This is a genomic window from uncultured Comamonas sp., from assembly GCF_964277875.1.
GTDB classification, from domain to species: Bacteria; Pseudomonadota; Gammaproteobacteria; order Burkholderiales; family Burkholderiaceae_C; genus Comamonas; species Comamonas sediminis.
In genome coordinates, this window is the sequence record NZ_CAXYJV010000044.1 from 151,262 (window position 1) to 174,374 (window position 23,113).

Sequence of the window (23,113 nt, forward strand, 5' to 3'; positions counted from 1 at the left end):
GAGGCTTCTGGATTCCCCATCTGGCCAGCAAAGGGGCCACCGTGGCCGAACAACTGGCGCTGGCTTTGGCCGATGACATTGTTGAAGGGCAGCTGGTCGCAGGCGATCGGCTGCCAGCCCACCGGGACCTCGCCAGGACCCTGCAGATCGGCTTGGGGAGCGTGACCAAGGCCTACGCACTGCTGGAGCGGCGCGGCCTGACGCGCAGCGTCCAGGGACGGGGCACCTTCGTGGCGATCCAGCAGGCCCATGGCCATCGGCATATCGATCTGTCCAGCAACGCGCCGCCGGCAGCGCTGGGCGCGCGCCTTCTGGCGCGCACGTTGGTGGCGATTGCGCGCAGGATTGATGCAGACCACATCAATCTGTACGCACCGGCGGGCGGCCATGACGAACACCGCCGCGTGCTCGCCCACTGGCTGAGCCTGCTGGGTCTGAACGTGAAACCCGCGCATCTGTTTCTGACCAGCGGCGCCCGCCAGGCATTGGCGCTCGCTTTCGACCTGGTGTGTGACCGGCAGGGCCTGATCCTGACCGAAAGGATCACCTACCCCGGTGCCATCGCGCTGATGCGGCGCAAGGGATACCGGGCGCAAGGGGTGGAGATCGATGCCGAAGGGATGGTGCCCGAGGCACTTGCTCAAGCGCTTGCAAGGCGCAAGCGCCATCCTAATCCCGTGGTGTACGTGACGCCGACGCTCCACAATCCGACCACGGCCTCGATGGGGATCGGGCGGCGGCAGGCCATTGCCGATATCTGCCGCGAGGCAGGCGCCTGGATCATTGAAGACGGCGTGTACGCAGCCTCGTCTCCTGGCTTGCCGCCCATCGCGGCCCTGGCGCCCGACATCTGCCTGCATGTGAACGGGCTCTCCAAATCGCTGGGCCCGGGGCTGCAGATCGGCATGCTGGCCTTGCCCGCAAGCCACTGCCCCGCCGCGCAGGCGCTGCTGGCCGAGATGCCGATGGCGCCATCCGCGCTGTCCTGTGCCGTGGTCGATGACTGGCTGGCCTCTGGCGCCGTGGCGTCGATCCAGCAAGACTTGCGCCATGAGGCGCAGCGCCGCACCCAGCTGGCCGTCTCACTGCTGGGTTCGAGCGGCCTGGTCGCGCACCCGGATGCCTACAACGTCTGGCTGCCGATGCCACGCGACGCTGCCCAGGCCCTGGTGGCGGCAGCAGCGGCAAGGGGCGTGCAACTGACACCGCCCGACAGCATGGTGCTCAGACCCAGTGACAGTGCGCGTGGCTTGCGCATCTGCCTGGGAGCAGCCAGTTGGGACGATCTGAATGCCGCATTGGCATTGCTGGCAGCCCTGCTGAGCGCAAGCGCGGCGTGAAGGGACGCGCCAGCGAGCCGAGGCAAAGCGGCAGCCCGGCGCCCCGGCCACCACCGGGATGTGCCGCTTGCAGGGGCCGGAGGGCGGCAAGCTCCCCGCCGGGGCGTTGTACGGTGCCTGCCGCTTTTCAAAGACGCATTGCCGCGCATCCCGGCCCGCATCCACCCTCTTGAGCGAAAGCCCTCGACGGCTGTACTGGGGATTTCTAGCCGGCACAGCCTGGAGGCATCCGTTCGTGCGCTGCAGGCTGGCTGCCACCGCGCGGCAGCCGCTGCGTCACCTCGGCGATCTCGGCGTCGATCCAGGCCAGACGTGCATGGTCGCTGCTGCCGGGCACCGGCCTGCGTGCCAGCAATTCGGCGCCCTCTTCTCTCAATGCCGTCAGCCTCACCCCCGGGTCCTTCTGGTCATCCGCATGCGTTGACATTTGGTTTTCATTGTTTTTCTTTGGAAAATTGAATATTCATATTTATGGGGCAAAAACTATCAGCCGGGGCCTGGACGACAAGAACGACAGTCCTGCGCCTACACACCCGTGCATCCCGCCTGTGGCGCTTGCACCGCATGCGGCCTGGCTGCAGCGCTGCACCGGCAGGCCCAGCGCCCGGCTCCGTCCGAAACACAAATGCGCGCAAACGAGCCGTCGTCGCAAGCTGCGCTCTGACAGCACCGCGCCTCGGCGCCCGCTAATCTCAGCGCATCACCCCCACCGCGAAGGCACAAAGGCACACCCATGGTCAAACTCCCCAGGCCGCTGGCCTATGTGACGGACGCAACTCCGGGGTGGCAGCGCATCCCGCAGGGGGATGGCTTTGTCTACAAGAACCAGCGCGGTCAGGTAATTCGCAACGCCGGTCACCTCGATCGCATCCGCAAGCTGGTGATACCGCCCGCCTACACCGATGTCTGGATCTGTCCGGATCCGCAAGGCCATCTGCAGGCCACCGGCCGCGATGCACGGGGGCGCAAGCAGTACCGCTACCACCCGCTGTGGCAAGAGCAGCGCAAGCAGACCAAGTTCGACCGCATGGCGGCCTTTGCGGCCAAGCTGGGCCTGATCCGCCGGCGCATTCAGCGCGACCTGAAAGCCGGAGACACCACGCAGACCTCGGTGTCGGCCGCCGTGGTTCGGCTGCTGGACACCACCGCACTGCGTATTGGCAACGACAGCTATGCGCGCGAGAACGGATCGTTTGGGCTGACGACCCTGCGCAACCGCCATGTGAAGATGCGGTCATCGCGCATACAGCTGGCCTTCAAAGGCAAGAGCGGCGTGGAGCAGCGCGTGGAACTCGAAGACCCCCGCGTGGCCCGCATCGTGCGGCGCTGCCAGGATCTGCCGGGCCAGCGCCTGTTCCAGTACCTCGATGACGACGGCCAGCGCAAGCAACTGCGCTCCGAGCATGTCAACGCCTACCTGCACGAGATTGCAGGGGAAGATTTCAGCGCCAAGGACTTTCGCACCTGGCATGCCAGCGTGCTGGCGCTGTCGCTGGCCTTGCAGTCGCGCAGCAGTGATACGCCGCTGACAGCGCCCGACATCGTCAAGCAGGTGGCCCAGCACCTGGGCAACACGGTCTCCGTCTGCCGCAAGTTCTACATCCACCCGCTGGTGATGGAGGTGTGCGAAGGCCCCGAAGCGGGGGCCCGTTGCGACGCGTACGCCGGCAAGCTGCGGGGCAGCTCGGGATTGCATGCGGCCGAACGTGCGCTGATGGCTTTTTTGGCCCGCAGTAAGGGTAGTAAAAGAGGCGCCAAGCAAGGCCAGTGATCGCGGCAGCCATGGCGCTGCCGCAGGCCCGGCAACGGATGCCCACCAAGTTCAAGGGCTTCCCCCCCCCCAGCGTGCACAGCACTTGGGCTAGAGTAGTTACACTCACTAACACTCAACAAAGGGGAGACCGTGTTCAGGCCCGTCATCTGTCTGCTGATTGCATTGGCCGCATGGGCGGTGTACAGCCGCTATGCGCATCAGCAGGCGGCGTCGCTGCAGGGCGATTCCGAGCCGGTGCTCTCCGAGCCGGATACCCCGCGCCCCAGCGCTGCCCACCCGCTGTTCAAGTGCGACGGCCGCACCCGGTGCTCGCAAATGACCTCCTGCCAGGAGGCCACCTTTTTCCTGCAGAACTGCCCTGATACCCAGATGGACGGCGACAACGACGGCGTGCCTTGCGAGCGTCAGCTATGCACCGTCAACAAACGGCCGTAGCGGGCGTCGGCTGGCCCTCTCCGTCTGCTCTGGCAATACCATGCAGCGGCAGCCCGCCCATTTACCGTAAATGCGGGATGGCAGACCATCCGCTTTGCGTCAAAATGTAGCGATGGCTGTTTCCCCCCTCCCCGTACTGCTGGTTGATGACGATCCGGACATGCTGGCCCGGCTGAGCGAAGTGCTGGGCTCGGTGGGCGTGGGGCGCGAGCAGCTGCTCGGGGCCGGCTCGCTGGCGGAATGCCAGCGATGGGTGACCGCGCCTGACGGCGGCCTGCAGCCGCTGGTAATGGCGCTGATCGACCTGGGCCTGCCCGATGGCAATGGCATCGACCTGATTGGCTGGCTGCGCGCGCGCAACCCCCAGCTGCCGATTCTGGTGGTGTCGGCCTGGAGCACCGAGGAAATGATCCTGGGCGCGCTGCGTGCAGGCGCCAACGGCTATGTGCTCAAGGAGCGCGACGACCTGGAGATTGCGCTGTCGGTGCGCAATGTGCTCAAGGGAGGCGCGCCCATCGACCCCTTCATTGCCCGGCGCATTCTCGACCTGGTGGGCCGCCCGGCCGGCCGCCCCGCCCCCCCTTCGCAGCCACCCGACCCCGCGCTGCGCGAGGCCCTGACCGAGCGCGAGCGGCAGATCCTGGACCATGTCGCCGCCGGCATGAGCAACCGCGAAATCGCCGAATGCCTGCACCTATCCCGATGGACCATAGACACCCATATCCGGCATATCTACGACAAACTGGCGGTAAGCTCGCGCACGCAGGCCTTGCGGCGTGCGCGCGAGCATGGCTTGCTGCACTGATCGGCCTGGCGGCGCTGTGCCTGGCGCTGCCCGCGCAGGCCCAGGCCCAACCCTGGCCGGGCACGGCCGAGGCTTCGCGCTCGGACTGGGATGCCAAGCAGCCACCCGCTAGCGGCTGGGTGCCGGTGAAGGTGCCCAACGACTGGAACCAGCAATGGCCCGGCTACAGCGGCGTAGTCTGGTACCGGCTGCGCTGGGAAATTGCCGGCGAGCCGCAGACCCAGGGCCTTTACATCCACTACCTGATGCAAGCTGGGGTCATTGCGGTCAACGGCGTCGAGTTGCAGCGCGACCCGCAGCTCACCGAGCCGATGACCCGCGCCTGGAACACGCCACGCTACCTGGTGCTGCCGGCGCCCCTGCTGCACAGCGGCAGCAATGAGCTGCTGATCCGCGTGAGCGGCTACTACGCCTACCAGCCTGCGCTGGGCCCGGTCGAGATCGGCCCACCGGAGCTGCTGCGCACGGCGCAGCAGCACAGCTACCTGGTACGGCACAACCTCAACTGGCTGCACCTGGGCGTGGGGGCAACCCTGGGCTGCTTCTTCCTGGTGCTGTGGCTGATGCGCCGGCAAGAGGCCGCCTATGGCTGGTACGCCGCACGCCAGGCCGCCTGGGTGGGCTTTACCGTGAACTTTGTCAGCGCTACGCCCTGGCCCTTCCACAACCTCAACACTTATGCGGCCATGGTGTCGGTGGCCTATGTGCTCTACCACGGCTGCAATGCCATGTTTGTGCTGCGCTTCATGGGCCGCCGCTGGCCCAGGCGCGAAGCAGGCATGTGGCTGGCCATTGCCGTGCTGTCGGCCGCCACCTTGCTGGTGCCCGAGGCGCAGCTGAGAGACATGCGCAACGTGATGGCCTGGGCCTCGTCGGCCCTGCTGTTCACCACCGCTGGCGTATTTGTCGGCCTGGCCTGGCGCAACGGCAACCAGGCGCAGCGCCTGCTGTCACTCACGGCACTGGCCAGCGCCCTGGCGATGGCGCATGACCTGCTGGTCTTCACCCGCATCGTGGACGACAACTTTTACCTGGCCACCTACACCGAGCCCCTGGCCACGGTGGGCATTGCGCTGACCCTGGCCTGGACCTTTGTCCAGAACACCCGGCGCGTCGAGAGCTTCAACGACGAGATGCAGCACCATGTGGCCGAGGCCCGCGCCGAGCTGACCGAATCGCTGGCTGGCCGCCATGAGCTGGAGCTGCTGCAGGCCCGGCTGGGCGAGCGGGTCAACATCGCCCATGACCTGCACGATGGCCTGGGCGGCATGCTGATCGGCAATATCACCACCTTGGAACGCACACGCGGGCCGCTACCGCCCGACCAGGTGCTGGGCATGCTCCGAGGCATGCGCGATGACCTGCGGCTGATCATCGACCTGGCCTCTGCCCAGCACTATGGCGAGCTGTCGCTGGGCGAGCTGCTCGCCCCCATGCGCCACCGCATGAGCCAGCTCTTCGAGGTGCATGGCATCGAGGTGCACTGGCAGCTGAGCCATATCGAGCACTTGCACCTGCCCACCAGCGCCAGCCTGGAGGTGCTGCGGATTCTGCAGGAGGCCCTGACCAACGCCTTCAAACACAGCCAGGCCAGGCGCGTGGACGTGCTATTGGCCCGCGAGGCCGGCCAGCTGCTGCTGCAGGTGCAAGACAACGGCGTAGGCCTGCCTGCGGCCCAGGCAGCCAACACCCCCACGCACGGCACCGGCCTGCGCAGCATGCAGGCCCGGGCGCAGCGCCTGGGCGCGCAGCTGTCGGTGGGGTCGCCAGGGGGGCGGACGATGGTGGAGCTGCGGGTGCCGCTGCCGGCTGAGGCTGAAGTGCGGGATATAACTGAAGCCTGACTCACTTGCAGGCCGATGTGACCGCAGGATGGAAATGGCTTCCCTACGATACTGCGCTAGCAAAAAAGACGCTGGATCATCTCATCAGCCGCCGTGGAGATGTGGTTCATCGCTCGAAACCAGTAACCGTTGGGGCACCCGCGCCTCATCTGGTCAAGCGTGATGACTTGGAAAAAGCCATCCGTTTTTTAACGGGCCTTGTCACTGCCACGGAACATGCTCTTGAGGGGGGAGTGATCGTACAAGCGTCGAAAGGCAAACCGCTTACCTAGCCGCCGCTGCCAAGCCAGCCCTGCTCTAGGGTCTCGTCACCCTGCCCTCCTGCACTACCTCCACCTCTGCTTATCCAAAGATCTCGGCACAAGGCTCCTGCAATGCACGATGGCCCGGCGCCGCTACCAGAAGGCGCGGTGACCACCACTTGCAACGGGGTCAAGGTCACAGCGCCAGCGTCGTTAACGTCACCGCTGCAGCCGACGGACGCGTCCTCTCTCACTAATTTACGTGATTCGCAGCGTCGATGATTTCAGTAGCATCACCGCGCAACCACTCAGAACCTGCGTCTGGCCTCCAGCGCTGCGGCAGTGAGGCCGCCCCTGCTGGTGCAAATAGGGGGCAGCTGGGAATGGCGCTGTCGCGTCTGGGTGCCATGTTGAGGGGTGGAGCAGCAGAGAAGGCGTGACGAAGAAAAAGCTCCGACCACGCCGGGCCCCATTCCATTTTTATAAGCGGGGGGAGTAGATGTTGAACAGCATGTCAAATGGCTTGCGCGCCAGCAATGGCGAAGCGCCAGATACCAAGGTCCTCCATAAGCCGCAGCTTTTGCTAAAGCTGCGCAGCTGTGGCATTGCTACCGGCCTGAATACCTTCTTACGCCCGTGCTTCATCTTGCGCCATGCACACCGCCCTGACCTTGTGGCAACCGCAGCCGATGCCGGAGGTCCCCCAATGAAAAACTCTGTTCTGCTTCGTTTCATCACCGCACTCGCTGCGCGGCTGGCTGTGTTGTGCGCGGGGCTGGCATGTGCCGTGGCGCACGCTGCCGGACCGTTTGTTTTTGACCCGCAAAATCCCGCATTGGTGACCGATGGAAGCACGGGCCTGATGTGGCAACGCTGCATCGAAGGTCTGACCTGGGACGCGCAGGCCAATACCTGTACCGGCACCGTGCGCGACTGGAGTCTTGGCGAGGCCTTTGATGCCGTGCGCGCCGCCAACGCGCAAAACGCAGGAGCCGGGCGTGATGGCTTCAACGACTGGCGTTTGCCGGGCCGTGATGAGCTCTATGCACTGGCCACTGGCGAGCCTGCTACATCGGGAGCGGCGTTTCCCACCGTGCCCTGGCTCAACTCGCAGCGTCGCGTGTGGTCGAGTTTGCTCTCTGACGGCGACAACACCTGGCTGGTGGATTTTCGCAGCGATGATGCAGGTTTTATGGCGCCAGCCCGCTTTTCAGGCATGGTGCTGCTGGTACGTTCGCCTGACCCCTCCCGGGTGGCGCATATCAATGCTGTTGTCACGGGTCCTGGGGGCGCAGCGGTGCCGTCGCGCTTGCCTGTAGCCTTTGGCGGTGAAGGCAGTGGTGCCCGGTTCGATATTGAGCCGGAGCTCGGCTATCAACTCGACACTGCCACGACCACCTGCCCGCTGCGCCGGATCGACGGCAACCGGATCTATGTGATGGGCATGCCCAACGCCGACTGCGACTTGAACATCAGTTTCAAGGCCTTGATGATCACTCTCAATGCCGTTGCCGAGCCGGGCAACGGCGGGGCCGTGGCCTGTTCGCCTAACCCACTGCGCCAAGGCACGTCCACCACTTGCGCCGCCACGGCAGCACCGGGCTACCGGCTTTACCGTTGGGGCGGCATCTGTGCGGGCACCGATACCGCCACGGCCTGCAAGCTCGATACCGTCATGGGCTCGGGCACCGTGTTGGCCAACTTCGAGCCGGTGGCAGAGGCGCAGCCTGGAACGATTACCGTCACCAGCGCGGGCGATATCGGCCCTGGTGATGATCTGGGACGCGCGCAGTGCAGTGCCGACAGTGGCGATCGCCGCTGCAGCACGTTGCGCGATGCCATCAACAGCGCTCGCCACGGCGAGAAGATCGTTTTTGCGGCCGAACTTGACGGACAGACCATCTCGCTCACGCGCCATACCAATTGCCTGAAGCTCAATCAGGAAGCTGGAGCCACTTGCCTGCCGCCTTCCCAGTGGCCGCTGGTGCCAGGGTCGTTCACGCAGCGGCATGTCACGCAGTTTGGACCGAGTGCATTCTTCATCAGTGGAAAATCGATCACCATCGACGCCACGGCGGGACTTACCCAAGGCGTAGTGCTGTCGGCAACCGCAGCCAATGCCGGTTGCTCGGCGGGTTCATGCTTTCGCCTCTTTGACATTGATGCCTCCGTTGGCAGCGGCCTGACCTTGCGGGGCGTCACCCTGACAGGCGGTGTGGCCTGGGGGGGCGGGGGCTTTGCGGGTGGCGGTGCACTGGGGGCGGGTGGCGCCATCTTCAGCCGTGGCGTGCTGGTGGCAGAGCGCAGCAGTTTCATCGCAAACCAGGCCACAGGCGGGTACAGCGGGAGCTTCAGCTATGCCGTTGGCTCCGCAGGCGGAGGCGTTGGCGCATCTGCCAGCGCAGATGCAGCGACCGGCGAGCACTTCAGCGGCGGCCCCAACAGCGGTGCCTCGGCGGAGGTGTCCTGTTATGTGGGGCCAGACGGAAAGCCCGTTTGCATGTCCAACGGCGCCGGCGCCTCAGGGGGATTTGGTGGTGGCGGTGGTTACGGCACCGGAAGCAACTGGGGCGGATTTGGAGGCGGGGGTGCGACATCGGTTCCCCGCGGCTTTGGTGGAGCAGCCGGCGGCGGCGGTTTCGGTGCCGGTGGCGGCGGCTATGGAATCGTCAAGGTGGGTGATACAGAACCAAAACCGACCTACCCCCGGGGAGAGGCCGGTGGTTTTGGTGGAGGGGTTGGAGGCAAGGAGGGAGGAGCCGGCGCCGGCATGGGCGGTGCGGTTTTCAACGATGCTGGCACGGTGACGCTGCTCAACGTGAGCCTGCATGCCAACCAGGCAGCCGGGGGACAAAGCTTTAGCTACGGCGCTGGGGGTGCCGGCTATGGTGGTGCGCTGTTCAACTACGCAGGCACACTGCGGCTGGACCATGTCACGCTGTCGGACAACGCGGTTGTCGCTGGCGCCGCTCCTGCTGACAACGGAGCCAACCTGCCATTTGGACGCAGCTCGGATCCGCAGCGCCCTGCACCGGGCGATGCCGACGGCGCCGCCGTCTACAGCCTGGGCGATGCCCAGTGCACCGCTGGCACCAACCCCTGTGCAACAGGCGGCGTAGCGGCGTTGGAGATCCATCGTTCTGCTGCAGTGGGCGCGGTAAGCGGCACGGCGCAGGTGGTGGTGGACGCCATTCGAGACGGAAGCAGTACAAGCCAAGGCACGGGCAATCTGATGAGCAGCCAGCGAGGTTTTGCCGGAGGCAGCACGTCTGTCGCGGCTGCGCGGCTCGCATCTCAGCCGTCCGTGTTGCACGGCGGCATGGCCGATGTGCTGGTACCCGAACCGGATAGCCCCTTGCTCGACGGTGTCGGCTGCGAACCAGGCATGACCATGGACCAGCGCGGCGTATCGCGGCCACAGGGCACGCGCTGTGATGTGGGTGCGGTGGAGCGGCGTGTCGGTCTGCGCACGCTGGTCGTCAACGTGTCGGGCGCTGGTGTCGTGACCGGTGTGCCGGTTAGCCCCCATCTGCCGGGCTCGGGTTCACTGGCCGAATGCACAGCCGACCACCCCTGCAGCGCTGAATTTCAGAGCGAAAGCGATCCCGTCAACGTGACGCTCACGGCCCATTCTGATGATGCCCATGTCTTCGTTGGGTGGGATGGGGCTTGTTCCACGGCGGGTGCATCGCCGGTCTGTGTGTTCGAGCCGCAAGGGCAGCAAACGGTCACAGCCCGCTTTGAGGCCAAGGCCTATTCCATTTCCGTCGTGGCCCAACCCACGGCGGGTGGCACCGTCACTTGTAGCCCCAACCCGGTGCCACATGGCGCTGACGCCCATTGCACGGCCAGCCCAGCCATTGGCTTTACGTTGGCGGGTTTTGCGCAGGATTGCAGCGGTTCTGATTGCAACCTGTTGAATGTTCAAGCCCCGCAGAAGGTCACCGCGAAGTTCGTTCCAATCACCACCTTTAGCGGCATTACCATTTCGCCGGATGCCGCCGGTGGCGAGGCCACGGCGCATTTCACCGGTGGTGGTGATACCTGCCGGGTCGATGCCGCCAACACCGCCTTCATGGCCGCACCAGTTGCTCCGCCTGCCGGCCAGCTGTTGCCCATGGGCATGTTCAAATTTCAACTGATGGGCTGTGACACCACCCCCGTCACGGTCAGCATCGACTGGCCGCAACCCGTCGGCGGACTGACCAAGTGGGGGCAGGAAAGCGCTGGAGCACCGCCCAGCTATTTCGCACCGAGCAACCTGAACGTGAGCGGCAACACCACGACATTCACCGTGATCGACGGGCAGAAAGGCGACGACGACTGGCAGGAGAACGGCACCATTGTCGACCCGGTAGCGCCGACCGCCGTTCAACCGGCCGCAGTACCGGTACCGGTTCCGATGCTGGGGCAGTGGGCGAAGCTGGTATGGATGCTGATGACCATTGGCATCGGGTTCGCAGCTTGGCGGCAGCGAAACGCCTAGGGCATGCTGTTGAAGGTGTCTGCGCGCCTTCAGCCGCGCCGCTTGCCAGCAGTGGTCAGACAAGCACGCCGATCCGGCGCTGCCACTGGTCCATGGCGCAATGGCAGGCTCAAAAAACACCCCGCGCCAGATGGGCCGCACGGCGCGCATCGCCCCATTCGCGGTGCAGCCTAGCACGCGGCCAGCGTTGAATTTGCAATCTGGAGGGTGGACCAGGCTTTGGGTGCCGTGCCTGGCGGCGCCGATCAACCCAACGCCGAGGTCAGCGGTCGGTTGATCACCACATCCTTCATGACCAAGGTCGATGTCATGCGCTGCATCCCCGGCAAGGCCGTCAGCTTCTCGTCGTAGAGCTTCTGAAAAGCAGGCAAGTCCCTGACGACGATCTGCAGCAGATAGTCTGGGTCACCAAAGAGCCGCTGGGCCTGGATCACGTTGTCCAGCTCGGCGACCGCTTTTTCAAAGTCGCGCACGACCTTGCTGCTGTTGAGCGTGACAAACACGATGGCCGCAAATTCCAAGCCCAGTGCCGCAGGTTCCAGATCGGCACGGTAGCCGCGAATGGCCCCCGCCTCCTCCAAGGTGCGCACCCGCCGGTGGCAGGAGGACAAACTCAGCCCCACCTGCGCGGCCAGGTCGGTGAGGCTCAAGCGCCCATCCAGCTCCAGCGCTGCAAGAATTTTCCGATCCAGTGCATTCATTCTGTAATAGCTTCCACTTTTCTGTCATTTATCGGAATTTATTGAGAGCACATTCTGCTACATCTTGCCTATCCTTCTCTCCTTTGCTTGACGAGAGAAGTACTGTGCCTTTGACCGCTGTAGCCGCCTTCTGGGCGGTGTCGTTTGCGTTGGTGATCACCCCGGGTGCCGATTGGGCCTATGTCATTTCTGCAGGCCTGCGGGGGCGCCGCCTGGCTTGCGCAGCGGTCGTCGGTCTGGCCTGTGGTGCCTTGCTGGCCACTGCGGCCGTGGCCGCAGGCGTTGGCGCGCTGGTCGCCCGCCACCCCGTGGTGTTGACGGTGCTCACAGTGGCCGGCTCCGCCTATCTACTCTGGATGGGCGTGGCCATGTTGCGCAGCCCTGCAGCCGCAGTCAGTGCGCAATCCGCGCTGGTGGGAGGCGGATGGAAATGGGCATGCAAAGGCGCAGGCATCAGCGGCTTCAATCCCAAGCTTATTCTCCTGCTGCTGGCGTTGCTGCCGCAGTTTGTGCACGCCGAAAGTGCATGGCCTGTCGCACTGCAGATCATGGTGCTCGGTGCCGTGCATGCGCTGAGCTGCTGCGGCGTGTATCTAGCGGTTGGTTTTACAGCGCAGCGCGTGCTGGGCACGCGCCCAGGCGCGGCACTGGTCGTATCTCGTGTGTCAGGGGCGCTGATGGTCGGTATCGCGTTGTTGCTGCTGGCTGAGCGGGCGATGCATTGAGGGAGGGATTGGCTGCCGATGGCCAGCAGCAGCACATTCGTTTTGCGGACCCCCTGGATTTTGCTGCTGCTTATTGGCCGTTCAGTATCGGGCAGCGACAGAAGGTGTAGAGTAAAGTGTTATGAGCGCAAAAGGACCTGCTATCGGTGGAGCAAAGGCAAGTTGGAGCCCACTTTCGAGTTGGCCGTCCCAGCTCATTTATCGAGGTACGGTGTTTCGTTGCCTCAAGGCCGTTTGGCCTTATGAGAACGTCGTCGACTTTATGGTGGTGGTCGATCACGAATCACCATGCGGCTTTGCATTCATCGTCACCACAGGCTACAAGGCCGGCCACATTCTTGTGAAGCCGCCCGTAGATGCCAAGGCGCCGAATGCACAGGCTCTTTCTACCGATTGGATCATCGCCAGCTGGGCGCATTGGATTTATCCGGAGTGCCCAGTTGAATGCGTTCGGGTGATAGAGAACTACCCGTCCGAGGTTCAGATTGAAGACACTGCGCTGTCAACATCCCGCGATCTTCAAATGTAGTAAGGGGCCAGAAGCAGCCGGCCGCTTCACCAGCCCAGAGCTGCCAATCTTAGACATGCCGCTTGATTTGAATAGCAATGAAATCCCCTGCATCTTCTCTACATACGTCGTCTGCTTGTGGGTGCAGCAAAACCTTCTGAAGTACTGCTATCCAATAATTTACTTTTGAGCGATCTGTCTCGCCGTTTGCGCGCCGGTAAGCCATCCCAGTGGTGAGTCCCGTGGGCTTGCGACTGATGGATTCCTCAAGGGCCTGAACATAGTCATCCTGCTCCTCGATAAAAAGCCGAAATGGCTCATCATCGATAAGGTATGGGTGATTTTCCTCAGCCCAACGAAAAATGATCGGTATCACTTGGCGAGGCTGCTTCAGTAGCCGTATTTTGTCTACGACTTCATAAATGTTAGCTACAACTTCGTCTCCGTCCGCAGACTGAATTTCTTCAGCGATGAGCTGTTGCAGGTGTGCCGTAGTTTCTATTTTCATCGCCGCATGATAAAGCTAAGCCGCCCGTCGGCGGGTTCGCTTGAGCGCTTGGTGAGCCGCAAGCTATCAGCAAATCAACGGCCGCAACAACGGAGAGAGCGCAGCACTTCCCCTCACCGCTTCCCAGCAAGCCCATAGCTATCCCCCGCCGGAAACGCATTCGTCTCAAAATCCAGCCAGGGCGGGTTCTGCGCGTACATCTCGGCCGTCAGCTCCTTGATCGCCGCGATGTACCAGGAGTCGTCATTGACCCGGTGGCTCAGGATGATCGGTGAGGTGGCGCGCTCGTCGTCGATCAGGCGGTAGACCAGGTCCGAGCGCAGCCGTGCCGCTGCAGGCACGATGCAGACACCCATCTCGGCGGCGACCAGGCCCAGGCCGGCCTGCAGTTCGCGCACCTCATGCACCTCGGCGGGTTGTATGCCCTGGTCATGCAGGAGGCCCAGCACATGGTCGGCAAAGCTGGGGCGCGGGTCCTTGGGGTAGACGATGAGGCGCTGGCCTGCCAGCGCGGGCAGGCGGATGCGGCCGGTGTCGGCGGCCAGCGGGGTGCCCGGCGCAATGGCCAACACCAGCTTTTCTTCGCGCAACACGGTGCGCGCGACCGAGGTGTCATTGGTGCGGATGCGGCCAAATCCCAGGTCGATGCGGCCCGAGCGCAGCTCCTGGATCTGCTGGATCGAGCCCATGTCCACCAGGTGCACGTCGGTATCCGGGTAGCGCTTGCGGAACATGCGCACCAGCATCGGCAGGCCGCCGTACAAGGTGGAGGCCACATAGGCGATCGAGATCGATTGGCGCTGGTTCAGCCCCACCTGGCGGGCGGCGCTTTTCATCTGGTCCACCCGCTGCAGCACCTGCAGCGATTGCTCATAAAACAGGCGCCCTGCTTCGGTCAGGCGCACCGGGCGGCTATTGCGCTGGATCAGTTGCACGCCCAGCTCGTCCTCCAGCTGCTGGATCTGGCGGCTGAATGGCGGCTGCGCAATATGCATTTGCTCGGCCGCGCGGGTGAAGTTGCGGGTAGTGGCCACGGCCACGAAATACCGGATATGGCGCAGATCCATCAGGGAAAACCATAGATATGGGAATGCAGCGATTTTAAGTCATTGTTTTTTAATACTCAAACCCATCACCATACCTGCAAGGTATGAAACAAGACAAATTTGGTGTTGGATCAAGTGCGGGCCTGCGTCGTTCAATAGCACCTATGCAAAACACACACCAGCACCAAGACAGCGCCCGACCTGCGGCATATACGGCAGCAGGCTCCGTTGTCGTCGAACAGGTGGAGACCTTGCTGGTCGATCTGCCCACGATCCGCCCCCACAAGCTGTCGATGGCCACGATGAACGGCCAGACCCTGATGCTGGTGCGCGTGCGCTGCTCCGATGGCACGGTGGGCATCGGCGAGGGTACGACCATTGGCGGCCTGGCCTATGGCGCGGAATCGCCCGAGGGCATGAAGCTGGCCATCGATACCTATTTTGTGCCGCAGATGGTGGGCGCCAACGCCAACCGCGTGCCAGCGCTGATGGCGCGGCTGAATCAGGCCATCCGCGACAACCGCTTTGCCAAGTGCGCGGTCGAGACGGCGCTGTTCGATGCGCTGGGCCAGCGCACCGGCCTGCCGGTGTCCGAGCTGCTGGGCGGCCGCCTGCGGGACCGGCTGCCGGTCGCCTGGACGCTGGCCTCGGGCGACACCGGCCGCGACATCGAAGAAGCGCAGCGCATGCTGGAGACGCGCCGCCACCAGATCTTCAAGCTCAAGATCGGCCGCAAGGCAGTGCGCGATGATGTGGCCCACGTAGCGGCCATCAAGAAGGCGCTGGGCGATCTGGCCTCGGTGCGGGTTGATGTGAACATGGCCTGGAGCGAGCTGGAGGCGCACCACGGCCTGGCCGGTCTGGTGGATGCCGGCTGCGAACTGGCCGAGCAGCCGGTGGCCAGCGCCGATGTACTGGCCCGCCTCAAAGGCCGCTACCCGATTGCGATCATGGCCGATGAATCGCTGACCGGCCCGGCCTCCGCCTTGGCACTGGCACGCGTGGCCGGCGCCGATGTGTTTGCGATCAAGACAGAGCAATCGGGCGGGCTGCAGGCGGCGCAACAGGTGGCGGCCATTGCCGATGCAGCCGGCATCGAACTGTACGGCGGCACCATGCTCGAAGGCGGCGTGGGCACCATCGCGTCGGCCCATGCGTTTTCCACGTTCCGCGCGCTGCAATGGGGCACCGAGCTGTTCGGCTCGCTGCTGCTGACTGAAGAGATTCTGGCCACGCCGCTGGAGTACAAGGATTTCCACCTGACGGTACCCACGGCACCGGGCCTGGGCATCACACTGGATGAAGACCGCGTGCGGCATTTCCGCAGGGACCGCGGCAGCATCACCGTGCCGGTCGCCGCGCCAGCCGCCGCCTGACGCCGCCGAGACGGACACACGGACACACGGACACACGGACACACGGACAGACGGACAGACGGATTGACCCCAAGAATTCATGACAAGGAGACTACGATGAGCGCCCCTATCTTCCACACCCCCGACGTGCAGGATTTTCTGCGTCTGGCCAGCGGCCTCAACCAGGACGGTGGCAACCCGCGCACCAAGCAGATCATCCACCGCATCCTGTCCGACCTGTTCAAGGCCATCGAGGACCTGGATATCACACCCGACGAATACTGGGCCGGCGTGGCCTACCTGAACCAGCTCGGTGCGCGCGGCGAGGCCGGTCTGCTGTCGCCCGGCCTGGGGCTGGACCGCTACTTCGACATGCGCATGGATGCCGAAGACGCCGCGCTGGGCGTGGCCAACGGCACGCCACGCACGATTGAAGGCCCGCTCTACGTGGCAGGCGCCCCCGTGGTGCACGGCCATGGCCGCCTCGATGACGGCAGCGACACCGCCGGCCATACCCTCATCATGCACGGCACCGTCTACGGCGCCGATGGCCAGCCGCTGCCCGGGGCGCAGGTCGAGGTCTGGCATGCCAACACCAAGGGCTTTTACTCGCACTTCGATCCCACCGGCGAGCAAAAGCCGTTCAACATGCGCCGCACCATCATTGCCGATGCGCAAGGCCGCTACAAATTCCAGAGCATCGTGCCCATGGGCTACGGCTGCCCGCCCGATGGCCCCACGCAGGCCCTGCTCAACCAGCTGGGCCGCCACGGCAACCGCCCGGCGCACATCCACCTCTTCGTCACGGCCGATGGCCACCGCAAGCTCACCACGCAGATCAACATCGATGGTGACCCGCTGGTGTTCGACGACTTTGCCTACGCCACCCGCGAAGGTCTGGTGCCGCCGCTGACCGAGCGCAGCGACGAGGCCAGCATCCGCGCCCACGGTCTGAGCGGCCCGTTTGCAGAAATCGTCTTCGACATCCGGCTCAGCGCGCTGGTGGACGGTGTCGATAACCAGATCGTGGACCGCCCGCGCCTGGCAGCCTGATCGCCTGACGCCACACGGCCGGGGTGCTGCCGAGCAGGCAGTGCCCCAGCGCCGAGACCCATCCTCCCGCCCCTTGCCTGTCGCGCCGCACTCTGCGTAGCGAGGCGGAGCTGTACCCCCAGGAGACCTCACCATGACCACGATTGCCTCTGCCGACCGCTTCGGCGCTGTCGAACAGCTGCTGGAGACGGCACTGCAAGACGACAAGGAAGCCGGCGTTTTCCGCTGCCGCCGCGACATCTTCACCAACCCCGAGCTGTTCGAGCTGGAGATGAAGTACCTGTTCGAGTCGAACTGGGTCTACCTGGCGCACGAGAGCCAGATCCCCGACAACAACGACTACTACACCACGTCGATCGGCCGCCAGCCCATCATCATCACCCGCGACAAGCAGGGCGAGCTGCATGCGGTGATCAACGCCTGCGCACACAAGGGAGCGATGCTGTGCCGCAAAAAGCACGGCAACAAGGGCAGCTTCACCTGCCCGTTCCACGGCTGGACCTTCAGCAACGCCGGCAAGCTGCTCAAGGTCAAGGACGAGAAGACCACCGAATACCCGATCACTTTCAACAAGAACGGCTCGCACGACCTGACCCGGGTGGCGCGCTTCCAGAACTACCGGGGCTTTCTGTTTGGCAGCCTGAACGCGGATGTGCAGCCGCTGGAGGACTACCTGGGCGAGACCCGGGTCATCATCGACCAGATCGTGGACCAGGCGCCCGAAGGCCTGGAGGTGCTGCGCGGCAACTCCAGCTACATCTATGACGGCAACTGGAAGCTGCAGATGGAAAACGGCTGCGATGGCTACCACGTCAGCTCCGTGCACTGGAACTATGCGGCCACGATGAGCCGCCGCAATGCCGAAGGCACCAAGGCCACCGATGCCAACAACTGGAGCAAGTCGGTCGCGGGCGTCTATGGCTTCGAGAACGGCCACATTCTGCTGTGGACCAACACCTTGAACCCCGAGGTGCGCCCGATCTGGAACCAGCGCGAGGAACTCGCCCAGCGCGTGGGCCAGGAGCGCGCGGATTTTATCGTGCGCCAGACCCGCAACCTCTGCCTCTACCCGAACGTGTTCCTGATGGACCAGTTCGGCACCCAGATCCGTGTGGCCCGCCCCTTGAACGTGAACCAGACGGAGATCAGCATCTTCTGCTTTGGCCCCAAGGGCGAAAGCGCACAAGACCGCGCCACCCGCATCCGCCAGTACGAGGATTTCTTCAACGTCTCGGGCATGGGCACGGCCGATGACCTGGAAGAGTTCCGCGCCTGCCAGGCAGGCTACGCCGGCAGCGCCGTGCGCTGGAACGACATGAGCCGGGGCGCGCCGCTGTGGATCGAGGGCCCCGACGAGAACGCGAAGAAGATGGGCATGACCCCCTTGCTCAGCGGTGAGCGCAGCGAGGACGAAGGCCTGTTTGTCTGCCAGCACGACTATTGGGCCAAGACCATGCGCAAGGCCGTGCAGCAAGAGCGCGCAGGAGTGCAGCGATGAGCACGGACAGCCACAGCAACGCAGCCGACCACCGCGCCATCTGCGCCTTTCTGTACCGCGAGGCCCGCTACCTGGACGACCGCGAATGGGAGCCCTGGCTGGCGCTCTACGCGCCCGACGCCGAGTACTGGATGCCCGCCTGGGACGACGATGACCAGCTCACCGACGACCCGCACAGCCAGATCTCGCTGATCTACTACCCCAACCGCAATGGGCTGGAGGACCGGGTCTTCCGCATCAAGACCGAGCGCTCCAGCGCCTCGATGCCCGAGCCGCGCACCAACCACATGATCACCAATGTGGAAGTGCTGGCCGAGCACGCCGATACGGTGGAGCTGCGCTACAACTTTCACACGCTCAGCCACCGCTACAAGCAGACCGATCACTTCTTCGGCACGGTCTTTCTGACCCTGCGCAAAGTGGCCGGCAGCTTTCTGATCGCCCGCAAGAAGATCGTTCTCAAGAACGACTACATCCGCCAGGTCATTGATGTCTACCACATCTGACACGCCAGGAGACCAGCATGAACAGCTATCGCATTGCCCTGAATTTTGAGGACGGGGTTACCCGCTTCGTGGACTGCGGCGCCAACGAGAAGGTGCTCGATGCCGCTTTCCGCAACCGCATCAACCTGCCGATGGACTGCTCGGACGGCGTCTGCGGCACCTGCAAGTGCAAGGCCGAAAGCGGCACCTACGACCTGGGCGACGACTACATCGACGACGCGCTGACCGAGGACGAGGCCGGCCAGGGCCTGGTGCTGACCTGCCAGATGGTGCCGCAGTCCGACTGCGTGATCGCCGTGCCGGTACCCTCCACCGCCTGCAAGACCGGCACCGGCCAGTTCAGCGCCACGGTGAGCGCCGTGCAACCCCTTGGCGATGCCGCCTATGAACTGGTGCTGGATGTGGCAGACGCCGCACCCGCGTTTCTGCCCGGGCAGTACGTCAATATCAGCGTGCCGGGCAGCAGCCTGCACCGGTCCTACTCGTTCAGTTCCGCGCCCGGCGATGGCCGCATGAGCTTTCTGGTCAAGCAGGTGCCGGGCGGCCTGATGACCAGCTGGCTCCAAGGCGCCAGCCAGGGCGAGCCGCTGCAGATGACCGGGCCGCTGGGCAGTTTCTACCTGCGTGCAGTCACGCGGCCGCTGCTGTTCTTGGCGGGCGGCACGGGCCTGGCGCCCTTCCTGTCGATGCTGGAAGTGCTGGCCCGCGATGGCAGCACCCAGCCCATCCACATGGTCTACGGCGTCACCCGCGATGCGGACCTGGTGCTGGTCGAGCGCCTGCAGGCCTATGCGCTGCAGATCCCGGGCTTTACCTTCAGCACCTGCGTGGCCGATCCGCAAACCGGGCATGAGCGCCAGGGCTATGTCACCCACCACCTGCCGGCCCAGGCGCTGCACGGCGGCAATGTGGATGTCTACCTCTGCGGCCCGCCGCCCATGGTCGATGCGGTGCAAAAGCACTTCAAGGCCGAAGGCATAGTGCCCGCCAACTTCCATTACGAGAAGTTCACGCCCACCCAACCGCTGGCCGCCGTGGCGGAGGCGCTGGCATGAACGCGCCGCTGCATCCCGCAAGCTACCCACGCTTTGCCGGCAAGGTGATGGTGGTCACCGGCGCGGCCCAGGGCATTGGCCGGGGCGTGGCGCTGCGCGCCGTGGCCGAAGGCGCCCAGGTGCTGTTGGTGGACCGGGCCGACTTTATCGCCGAGGTGGCGGCCGAGGCGGGCAGCCCCCATGCCGCTGGTCTGGTGGCCGACCTGGAAACCTACGAAGGCGCGCAGGCCGCCATGGCGCGGGCGAGCCAGCTGTTTGGCGGCATCGACATCCTCGTCAACGGCGTGGGCGGCGCGATCCGCATGCGCCCTTTTGCCGAGTTCGAGCCCGCGCAGATCGATGCAGAAATCCGCCGCTCGCTGATGCCAACGCTGTACGCCTGCCATGCCGTGCTGCCGCATCTGCTGACACGCGGCGGCGGCACCATCGTCAATGTGTCGTCCAACGCCACGCGCGGCATTCGCCGGGTGCCGTACTCGGCCGCCAAGGGTGGCGTCAATGCCTTGACGCAATCGCTGGCGATGGAATACGCACCGCAGAACATCCGCGTCGTCGCCTCGGCCCCCGGCGGCACCAACGCGCCGCCCCGGCGGGTGCCGCGCAATGCCGCAGGCGACAGCCCTGAGGAGCAGACCTGGATGCGCGAGGCCGTGCAGCAGGTGACCGAGTCCAACTACTTCAAGCGCTACGGCAGCCTCGATGACCAGGTCGGCCCGATCCTGTTTCTGGCCTCCGACGAGGCGGCCTACATCACCGGTGCGGTGCTGCCTGTAGCCGGTGGCGACAACGGCTGAGCTGCTGACCCGCCGCCGACCGCCCTACCCACGCTAAAAAAGAAAAACCGCGCCCGCGCAGCACTGCAAGGCTGCAGCAATGCGCGGGCCCAGGAGACCCCATGACTGATCGCCAAGCCATTGTTCCGCCCGGCATGGAGGCGGTGTATGAGCAGATCGGCTATGCCCCGGCCATCCGGGTCGGGCAGACCGTCTATGTATCCGGCCAGATCGGCCGCACGCTTGGCCTGCAGCTGGTCGAGGACCGCGAAGCCCAGATCATGCAGGCCTTTGCCAACCTGCAGCGGGTGCTGGAGGCCGCAGGCGCCAGCCTGGCCGATGTGGTCGATCTGACCAGCTTTCACACCGATATGCGCGACCTGCCCTTGTTCATGCAGGTGCGCAACCGCTTTTTGCACAACCACCCGCTTCCCGCCTGGACGGCGGTGGGCGCGCACATGCTGGGCGGCGCGCCCGGCTACATCGTGGAGATCAAGGCCATTGCAGTGATACCGGCCTATGCAGCCCAACCGGGCTGACCCCCCCAGCCCCTATAAAAGGAGACAGAGATGACAACCTTGGACGTCAACCAGGTCATAGACAACGCCCGCTTTACGCGCTTCCACTGGATGGTCACCCTGCTATGCGGCTTGCTGCTGGTGTTTGATGGCTATGACCTGTTCATCTACGGCGCCGTGCTGCCGGTGCTGATGAAGGAGTGGAGCCTCTCGCCGGTGCAGGCCGGCGCCCTGGGCAGCTATGCGCTGTTCGGCATGATGTTTGGCGCCTTCATCTTTGGCCCGCTCGCCGACCGCATCGGCCGCAAAAAGGGCGTGGCCATCAGCTTTGTGCTGTTCAGCATTGCTACCTTCATGAGCGGCTTTGCCACCTCGCCCACCGAGTTTGGCATCTTCCGCTTTATCGCCGGTCTGGGCTGCGGCGGCCTGATGCCCAATGCCGTGGCCTTGATCAACGAATACGCGCCCAAGCGCGCCCGCAGCACCCTGGTGGCGCTGATGTTCAGCGGCTACTCCTTGGGTGGCGTGCTCTGCGCGGGCCTGGGCATCTACATGCTGCCGCGCTTTGGCTGGCAGTCCATGTTCTTGGCCGCCGCCCTGCCGCTGGTGCTGCTGCCGCTGATCTTGTGGAAGCTGCCCGAGTCGGTAGGCTTTTTGCTGCGCCAGGGCCAGCAGGCCAAGGCGCGGCAGATGCTGTCGCAGGTAGCACCCGGTGCAGCCCTGGGCAGCGAGGTGCAGCTGCTGCAGACCGATGCCAAGGGCGCAGGCGTGCCCATGCTCGATCTGTTTCTCAAGGGCCGCGCGATGGGCACCTTCATGATCTGGCTGTCCTTCTTCTGCTGCCTGCTGATGGTCTATGCACTGGGCTCCTGGTTGCCCAAGCTGATGGCGACGGCCGGCTACAGCCTGGGGTCAAGCCTGTCGTTCCTGCTGATGCTGAACTTTGGCGGCGTCGTCGGCGCCATTGCCGGCGGCTGGCTGGGGGACCGCTTCAGCCTGCCCAAGGTGGTGCTGGCCTTCTTTGCGCTGGGCACCGTGGCCATCGCGCTGCTGGGCTTCAACAGCCCCATGCCGGTGCTGTACCTGCTGATCGCGATAGCCGGCGCCACCACCATCGGCACCCAGATCCTGCTGTATGCCAACACGGCGCAGTTCTACCCGCAGGCCATCCGCTCCACCGGGCTGGGCTGGGCCTCGGGTGTGGGGCGCACCGGCGCCATTGTGGGCCCGCTGCTGGGCGGCTGGCTGATGGCCGCAGCGCTGCCGCTGCAGATGAACTTCCTGGTGTTTGCCGTGCCGGGCCTGGTTGCGGCGCTCGCGATCGGCTTCTTCATCCTTTACTACCGTGGCAAGCAAGAGGCACCCCAGGTCGTCGTTGCTGCCGTGCGCCCCGCCGTTTGATCCCGCCTTAGGAGAAAACCCATGCTCTATCTTGTCCATATGGTCGTCAACATCCCCGCCAGCGTGCCTGCTGAAGAAGCAGCGCGCATCAAGGCTGCGGAAAAAGCCTATTCGCAGCAGTTGCAGGAATCCGGACAATGGCCGCACCTGTGGCGTGTGGTGGGCGAGTATGCGAACTACAGCGTCTTTGATGTGGCCAGCAATGACGAGCTGCACAACACGCTGAGCCAGCTGCCGCTGTTCCCCTACATGCAGATAACAGTGACGCCTTTGGCCAAGCACCCCTCCTCCATCCGATAAGCAGACAGGCAAATGCAGATGACGATGCAACGCAGAACCTTGGCCCTGCTGCTGGCAGCGCTGGCGCTGCCAGGCGCGGCAATGGCACAACCCGATGCCGCCTGGCCGGCCAAGCCCATCAAATGGGTGGTGCCCTTTCCGCCGGGTGGTGCGATGGATGTGATTGCCCGCACCGAAGAACCTGTTCAAAGTCTCCTCGCGCCGCGACAGTGTCTTTGCGAGATGGGATGCGAGGCGCAA

General features: G+C 64.5%; 22 protein-coding genes and 1 pseudogene. 19 read left to right on the forward strand and 4 right to left on the reverse strand.

Annotated features, from left to right (window positions below; all coding sequences use genetic code 11):
• Positions 1–41 precede the first annotated feature (41 nt).
• The gene (locus tag ACHWUQ_RS18295) at positions 42–1,340 is read left to right on the forward strand and encodes a PLP-dependent aminotransferase family protein (RefSeq protein WP_394681998.1); all 1,299 of its coding nucleotides are present in this window, start codon (positions 42–44) and stop codon (positions 1,338–1,340) included.
• 205 nt (positions 1,341–1,545) lie between these two features.
• Here ACHWUQ_RS18295 and ACHWUQ_RS18300 read toward each other — a convergent pair whose 3' ends face one another.
• On the reverse strand, positions 1,546–1,767 hold the full coding sequence (locus ACHWUQ_RS18300) for a hypothetical protein (RefSeq protein WP_394681999.1): 222 nt from the start codon (positions 1,765–1,767) through the stop codon (positions 1,546–1,548).
• A gap of 306 nt (positions 1,768–2,073) precedes the next feature.
• Here ACHWUQ_RS18300 and ACHWUQ_RS18305 point away from each other — a divergent pair, with 306 nt between their 5' ends.
• The 6 genes from ACHWUQ_RS18305 (at position 2,074) to ACHWUQ_RS18330 (ending at position 10,926) form a co-directional block, all read left to right on the forward strand.
• Entirely contained in the window at positions 2,074–3,111 is a 1,038-nt protein-coding gene (locus tag ACHWUQ_RS18305) for a DNA topoisomerase IB (protein WP_394682000.1), read from the forward strand.
• Positions 3,112–3,243: 132 nt separating this feature from the next.
• Entirely contained in the window at positions 3,244–3,549 is a 306-nt protein-coding gene (locus tag ACHWUQ_RS18310; protein WP_239812517.1) for an excalibur calcium-binding domain-containing protein, read from the forward strand.
• A 112-nt stretch (positions 3,550–3,661) separates the two neighbouring features.
• A complete protein-coding gene (locus ACHWUQ_RS18315) occupies positions 3,662–4,354 on the forward strand; it encodes a LuxR C-terminal-related transcriptional regulator (protein WP_394682001.1) in 693 nt (230 codons plus the stop codon).
• Positions 4,252–6,198: an ATP-binding protein gene (locus ACHWUQ_RS18320; protein ID WP_394682002.1), complete on the forward strand. Its 1,947-nt coding sequence runs from the start codon at positions 4,252–4,254 to the stop codon at positions 6,196–6,198. Before ACHWUQ_RS18315 ends, ACHWUQ_RS18320 begins: the two co-directional genes overlap by 103 nt.
• Positions 6,199–6,203: 5 nt before the next feature.
• A complete protein-coding gene (locus ACHWUQ_RS18325; protein ID WP_394682003.1) occupies positions 6,204–6,470 on the forward strand; it encodes a HEPN domain-containing protein in 267 nt (88 codons plus the stop codon).
• 469 nt (positions 6,471–6,939) lie between these two features.
• Positions 6,940–10,926 (forward strand): DUF1566 domain-containing protein, encoded by a 3,987-nt coding sequence (locus ACHWUQ_RS18330; protein ID WP_394682004.1) that lies wholly within the window; start codon positions 6,940–6,942, stop codon positions 10,924–10,926.
• Positions 10,927–11,171: 245 nt separating this feature from the next.
• On the opposite strand, the gene ACHWUQ_RS18335 is transcribed toward ACHWUQ_RS18330, so the two are convergent.
• Positions 11,172–11,627: an Lrp/AsnC family transcriptional regulator gene (locus ACHWUQ_RS18335; protein WP_394682005.1), complete on the reverse strand. Its 456-nt coding sequence runs from the start codon at positions 11,625–11,627 to the stop codon at positions 11,172–11,174.
• 104 nt (positions 11,628–11,731) lie between these two features.
• Between ACHWUQ_RS18335 and ACHWUQ_RS18340 the strand changes: the two genes are divergently transcribed.
• Positions 11,732–12,352 carry a LysE family translocator gene (locus tag ACHWUQ_RS18340; RefSeq protein ID WP_394682006.1) on the forward strand — a complete coding sequence of 207 codons (621 nt, stop codon included), beginning with the start codon at positions 11,732–11,734 and terminating at the stop codon, positions 12,350–12,352.
• Between the two features lie 121 nt (positions 12,353–12,473).
• Positions 12,474–12,881, forward strand: a complete 408-nt coding sequence (imm45, locus tag ACHWUQ_RS18345) for an Imm45 family immunity protein (RefSeq protein WP_394682007.1) — start codon at positions 12,474–12,476, stop codon at positions 12,879–12,881.
• Positions 12,882–12,930: 49 nt separating this feature from the next.
• On the opposite strand, the gene ACHWUQ_RS18350 is transcribed toward imm45, so the two are convergent.
• The gene (locus tag ACHWUQ_RS18350) at positions 12,931–13,368 is read right to left on the reverse strand and encodes a hypothetical protein (RefSeq protein ID WP_394682008.1); all 438 of its coding nucleotides are present in this window, start codon (positions 13,366–13,368) and stop codon (positions 12,931–12,933) included.
• Positions 13,369–13,481: 113 nt separating this feature from the next.
• The gene (locus tag ACHWUQ_RS18355) at positions 13,482–14,435 is read right to left on the reverse strand and encodes a LysR family transcriptional regulator (protein ID WP_312461214.1); all 954 of its coding nucleotides are present in this window, start codon (positions 14,433–14,435) and stop codon (positions 13,482–13,484) included.
• A gap of 143 nt (positions 14,436–14,578) precedes the next feature.
• Between ACHWUQ_RS18355 and ACHWUQ_RS18360 the strand changes: the two genes are divergently transcribed.
• The 10 genes and pseudogenes from ACHWUQ_RS18360 to ACHWUQ_RS18405 all read left to right on the forward strand — a co-directional run.
• Positions 14,579–15,790 (forward strand): muconate/chloromuconate family cycloisomerase, encoded by a 1,212-nt coding sequence (locus ACHWUQ_RS18360; protein WP_394682009.1) that lies wholly within the window; start codon positions 14,579–14,581, stop codon positions 15,788–15,790.
• Between the two features lie 96 nt (positions 15,791–15,886).
• The gene (gene catA, locus ACHWUQ_RS18365; protein ID WP_313333061.1) at positions 15,887–16,822 is read left to right on the forward strand and encodes a catechol 1,2-dioxygenase; all 936 of its coding nucleotides are present in this window, start codon (positions 15,887–15,889) and stop codon (positions 16,820–16,822) included.
• Positions 16,823–16,955: 133 nt separating this feature from the next.
• Positions 16,956–18,320 carry a Rieske 2Fe-2S domain-containing protein gene (locus tag ACHWUQ_RS18370; RefSeq protein ID WP_394682010.1) on the forward strand — a complete coding sequence of 455 codons (1,365 nt, stop codon included), beginning with the start codon at positions 16,956–16,958 and terminating at the stop codon, positions 18,318–18,320.
• Positions 18,317–18,826, forward strand: a complete 510-nt coding sequence (benB, locus tag ACHWUQ_RS18375; RefSeq protein ID WP_394682011.1) for a benzoate 1,2-dioxygenase small subunit — start codon at positions 18,317–18,319, stop codon at positions 18,824–18,826. The genes ACHWUQ_RS18370 and benB overlap by 4 nt, the downstream gene beginning before the upstream one ends.
• Positions 18,827–18,843: 17 nt before the next feature.
• Positions 18,844–19,881, forward strand: a complete 1,038-nt coding sequence (gene benC, locus ACHWUQ_RS18380; protein WP_394682012.1) for a benzoate 1,2-dioxygenase electron transfer component BenC — start codon at positions 18,844–18,846, stop codon at positions 19,879–19,881.
• Positions 19,878–20,675: a benzoate diol dehydrogenase BenD gene (gene benD, locus ACHWUQ_RS18385; protein ID WP_394682013.1), complete on the forward strand. Its 798-nt coding sequence runs from the start codon at positions 19,878–19,880 to the stop codon at positions 20,673–20,675. Before benC ends, benD begins: the two co-directional genes overlap by 4 nt.
• Before the next feature lie 101 nt (positions 20,676–20,776).
• Positions 20,777–21,193 (forward strand): RidA family protein, encoded by a 417-nt coding sequence (locus ACHWUQ_RS18390; RefSeq protein WP_394682014.1) that lies wholly within the window; start codon positions 20,777–20,779, stop codon positions 21,191–21,193.
• A gap of 30 nt (positions 21,194–21,223) precedes the next feature.
• A complete protein-coding gene (locus ACHWUQ_RS18395) occupies positions 21,224–22,573 on the forward strand; it encodes an MFS transporter (RefSeq protein ID WP_312526884.1) in 1,350 nt (449 codons plus the stop codon).
• Positions 22,574–22,594: 21 nt separating this feature from the next.
• Positions 22,595–22,873, forward strand: a complete 279-nt coding sequence (gene catC / locus ACHWUQ_RS18400) for a muconolactone Delta-isomerase (RefSeq protein WP_133856502.1) — start codon at positions 22,595–22,597, stop codon at positions 22,871–22,873.
• 18 nt (positions 22,874–22,891) lie between these two features.
• Positions 22,892–23,113: pseudogene (locus ACHWUQ_RS18405) on the forward strand (hypothetical protein); the annotation flags it as partial.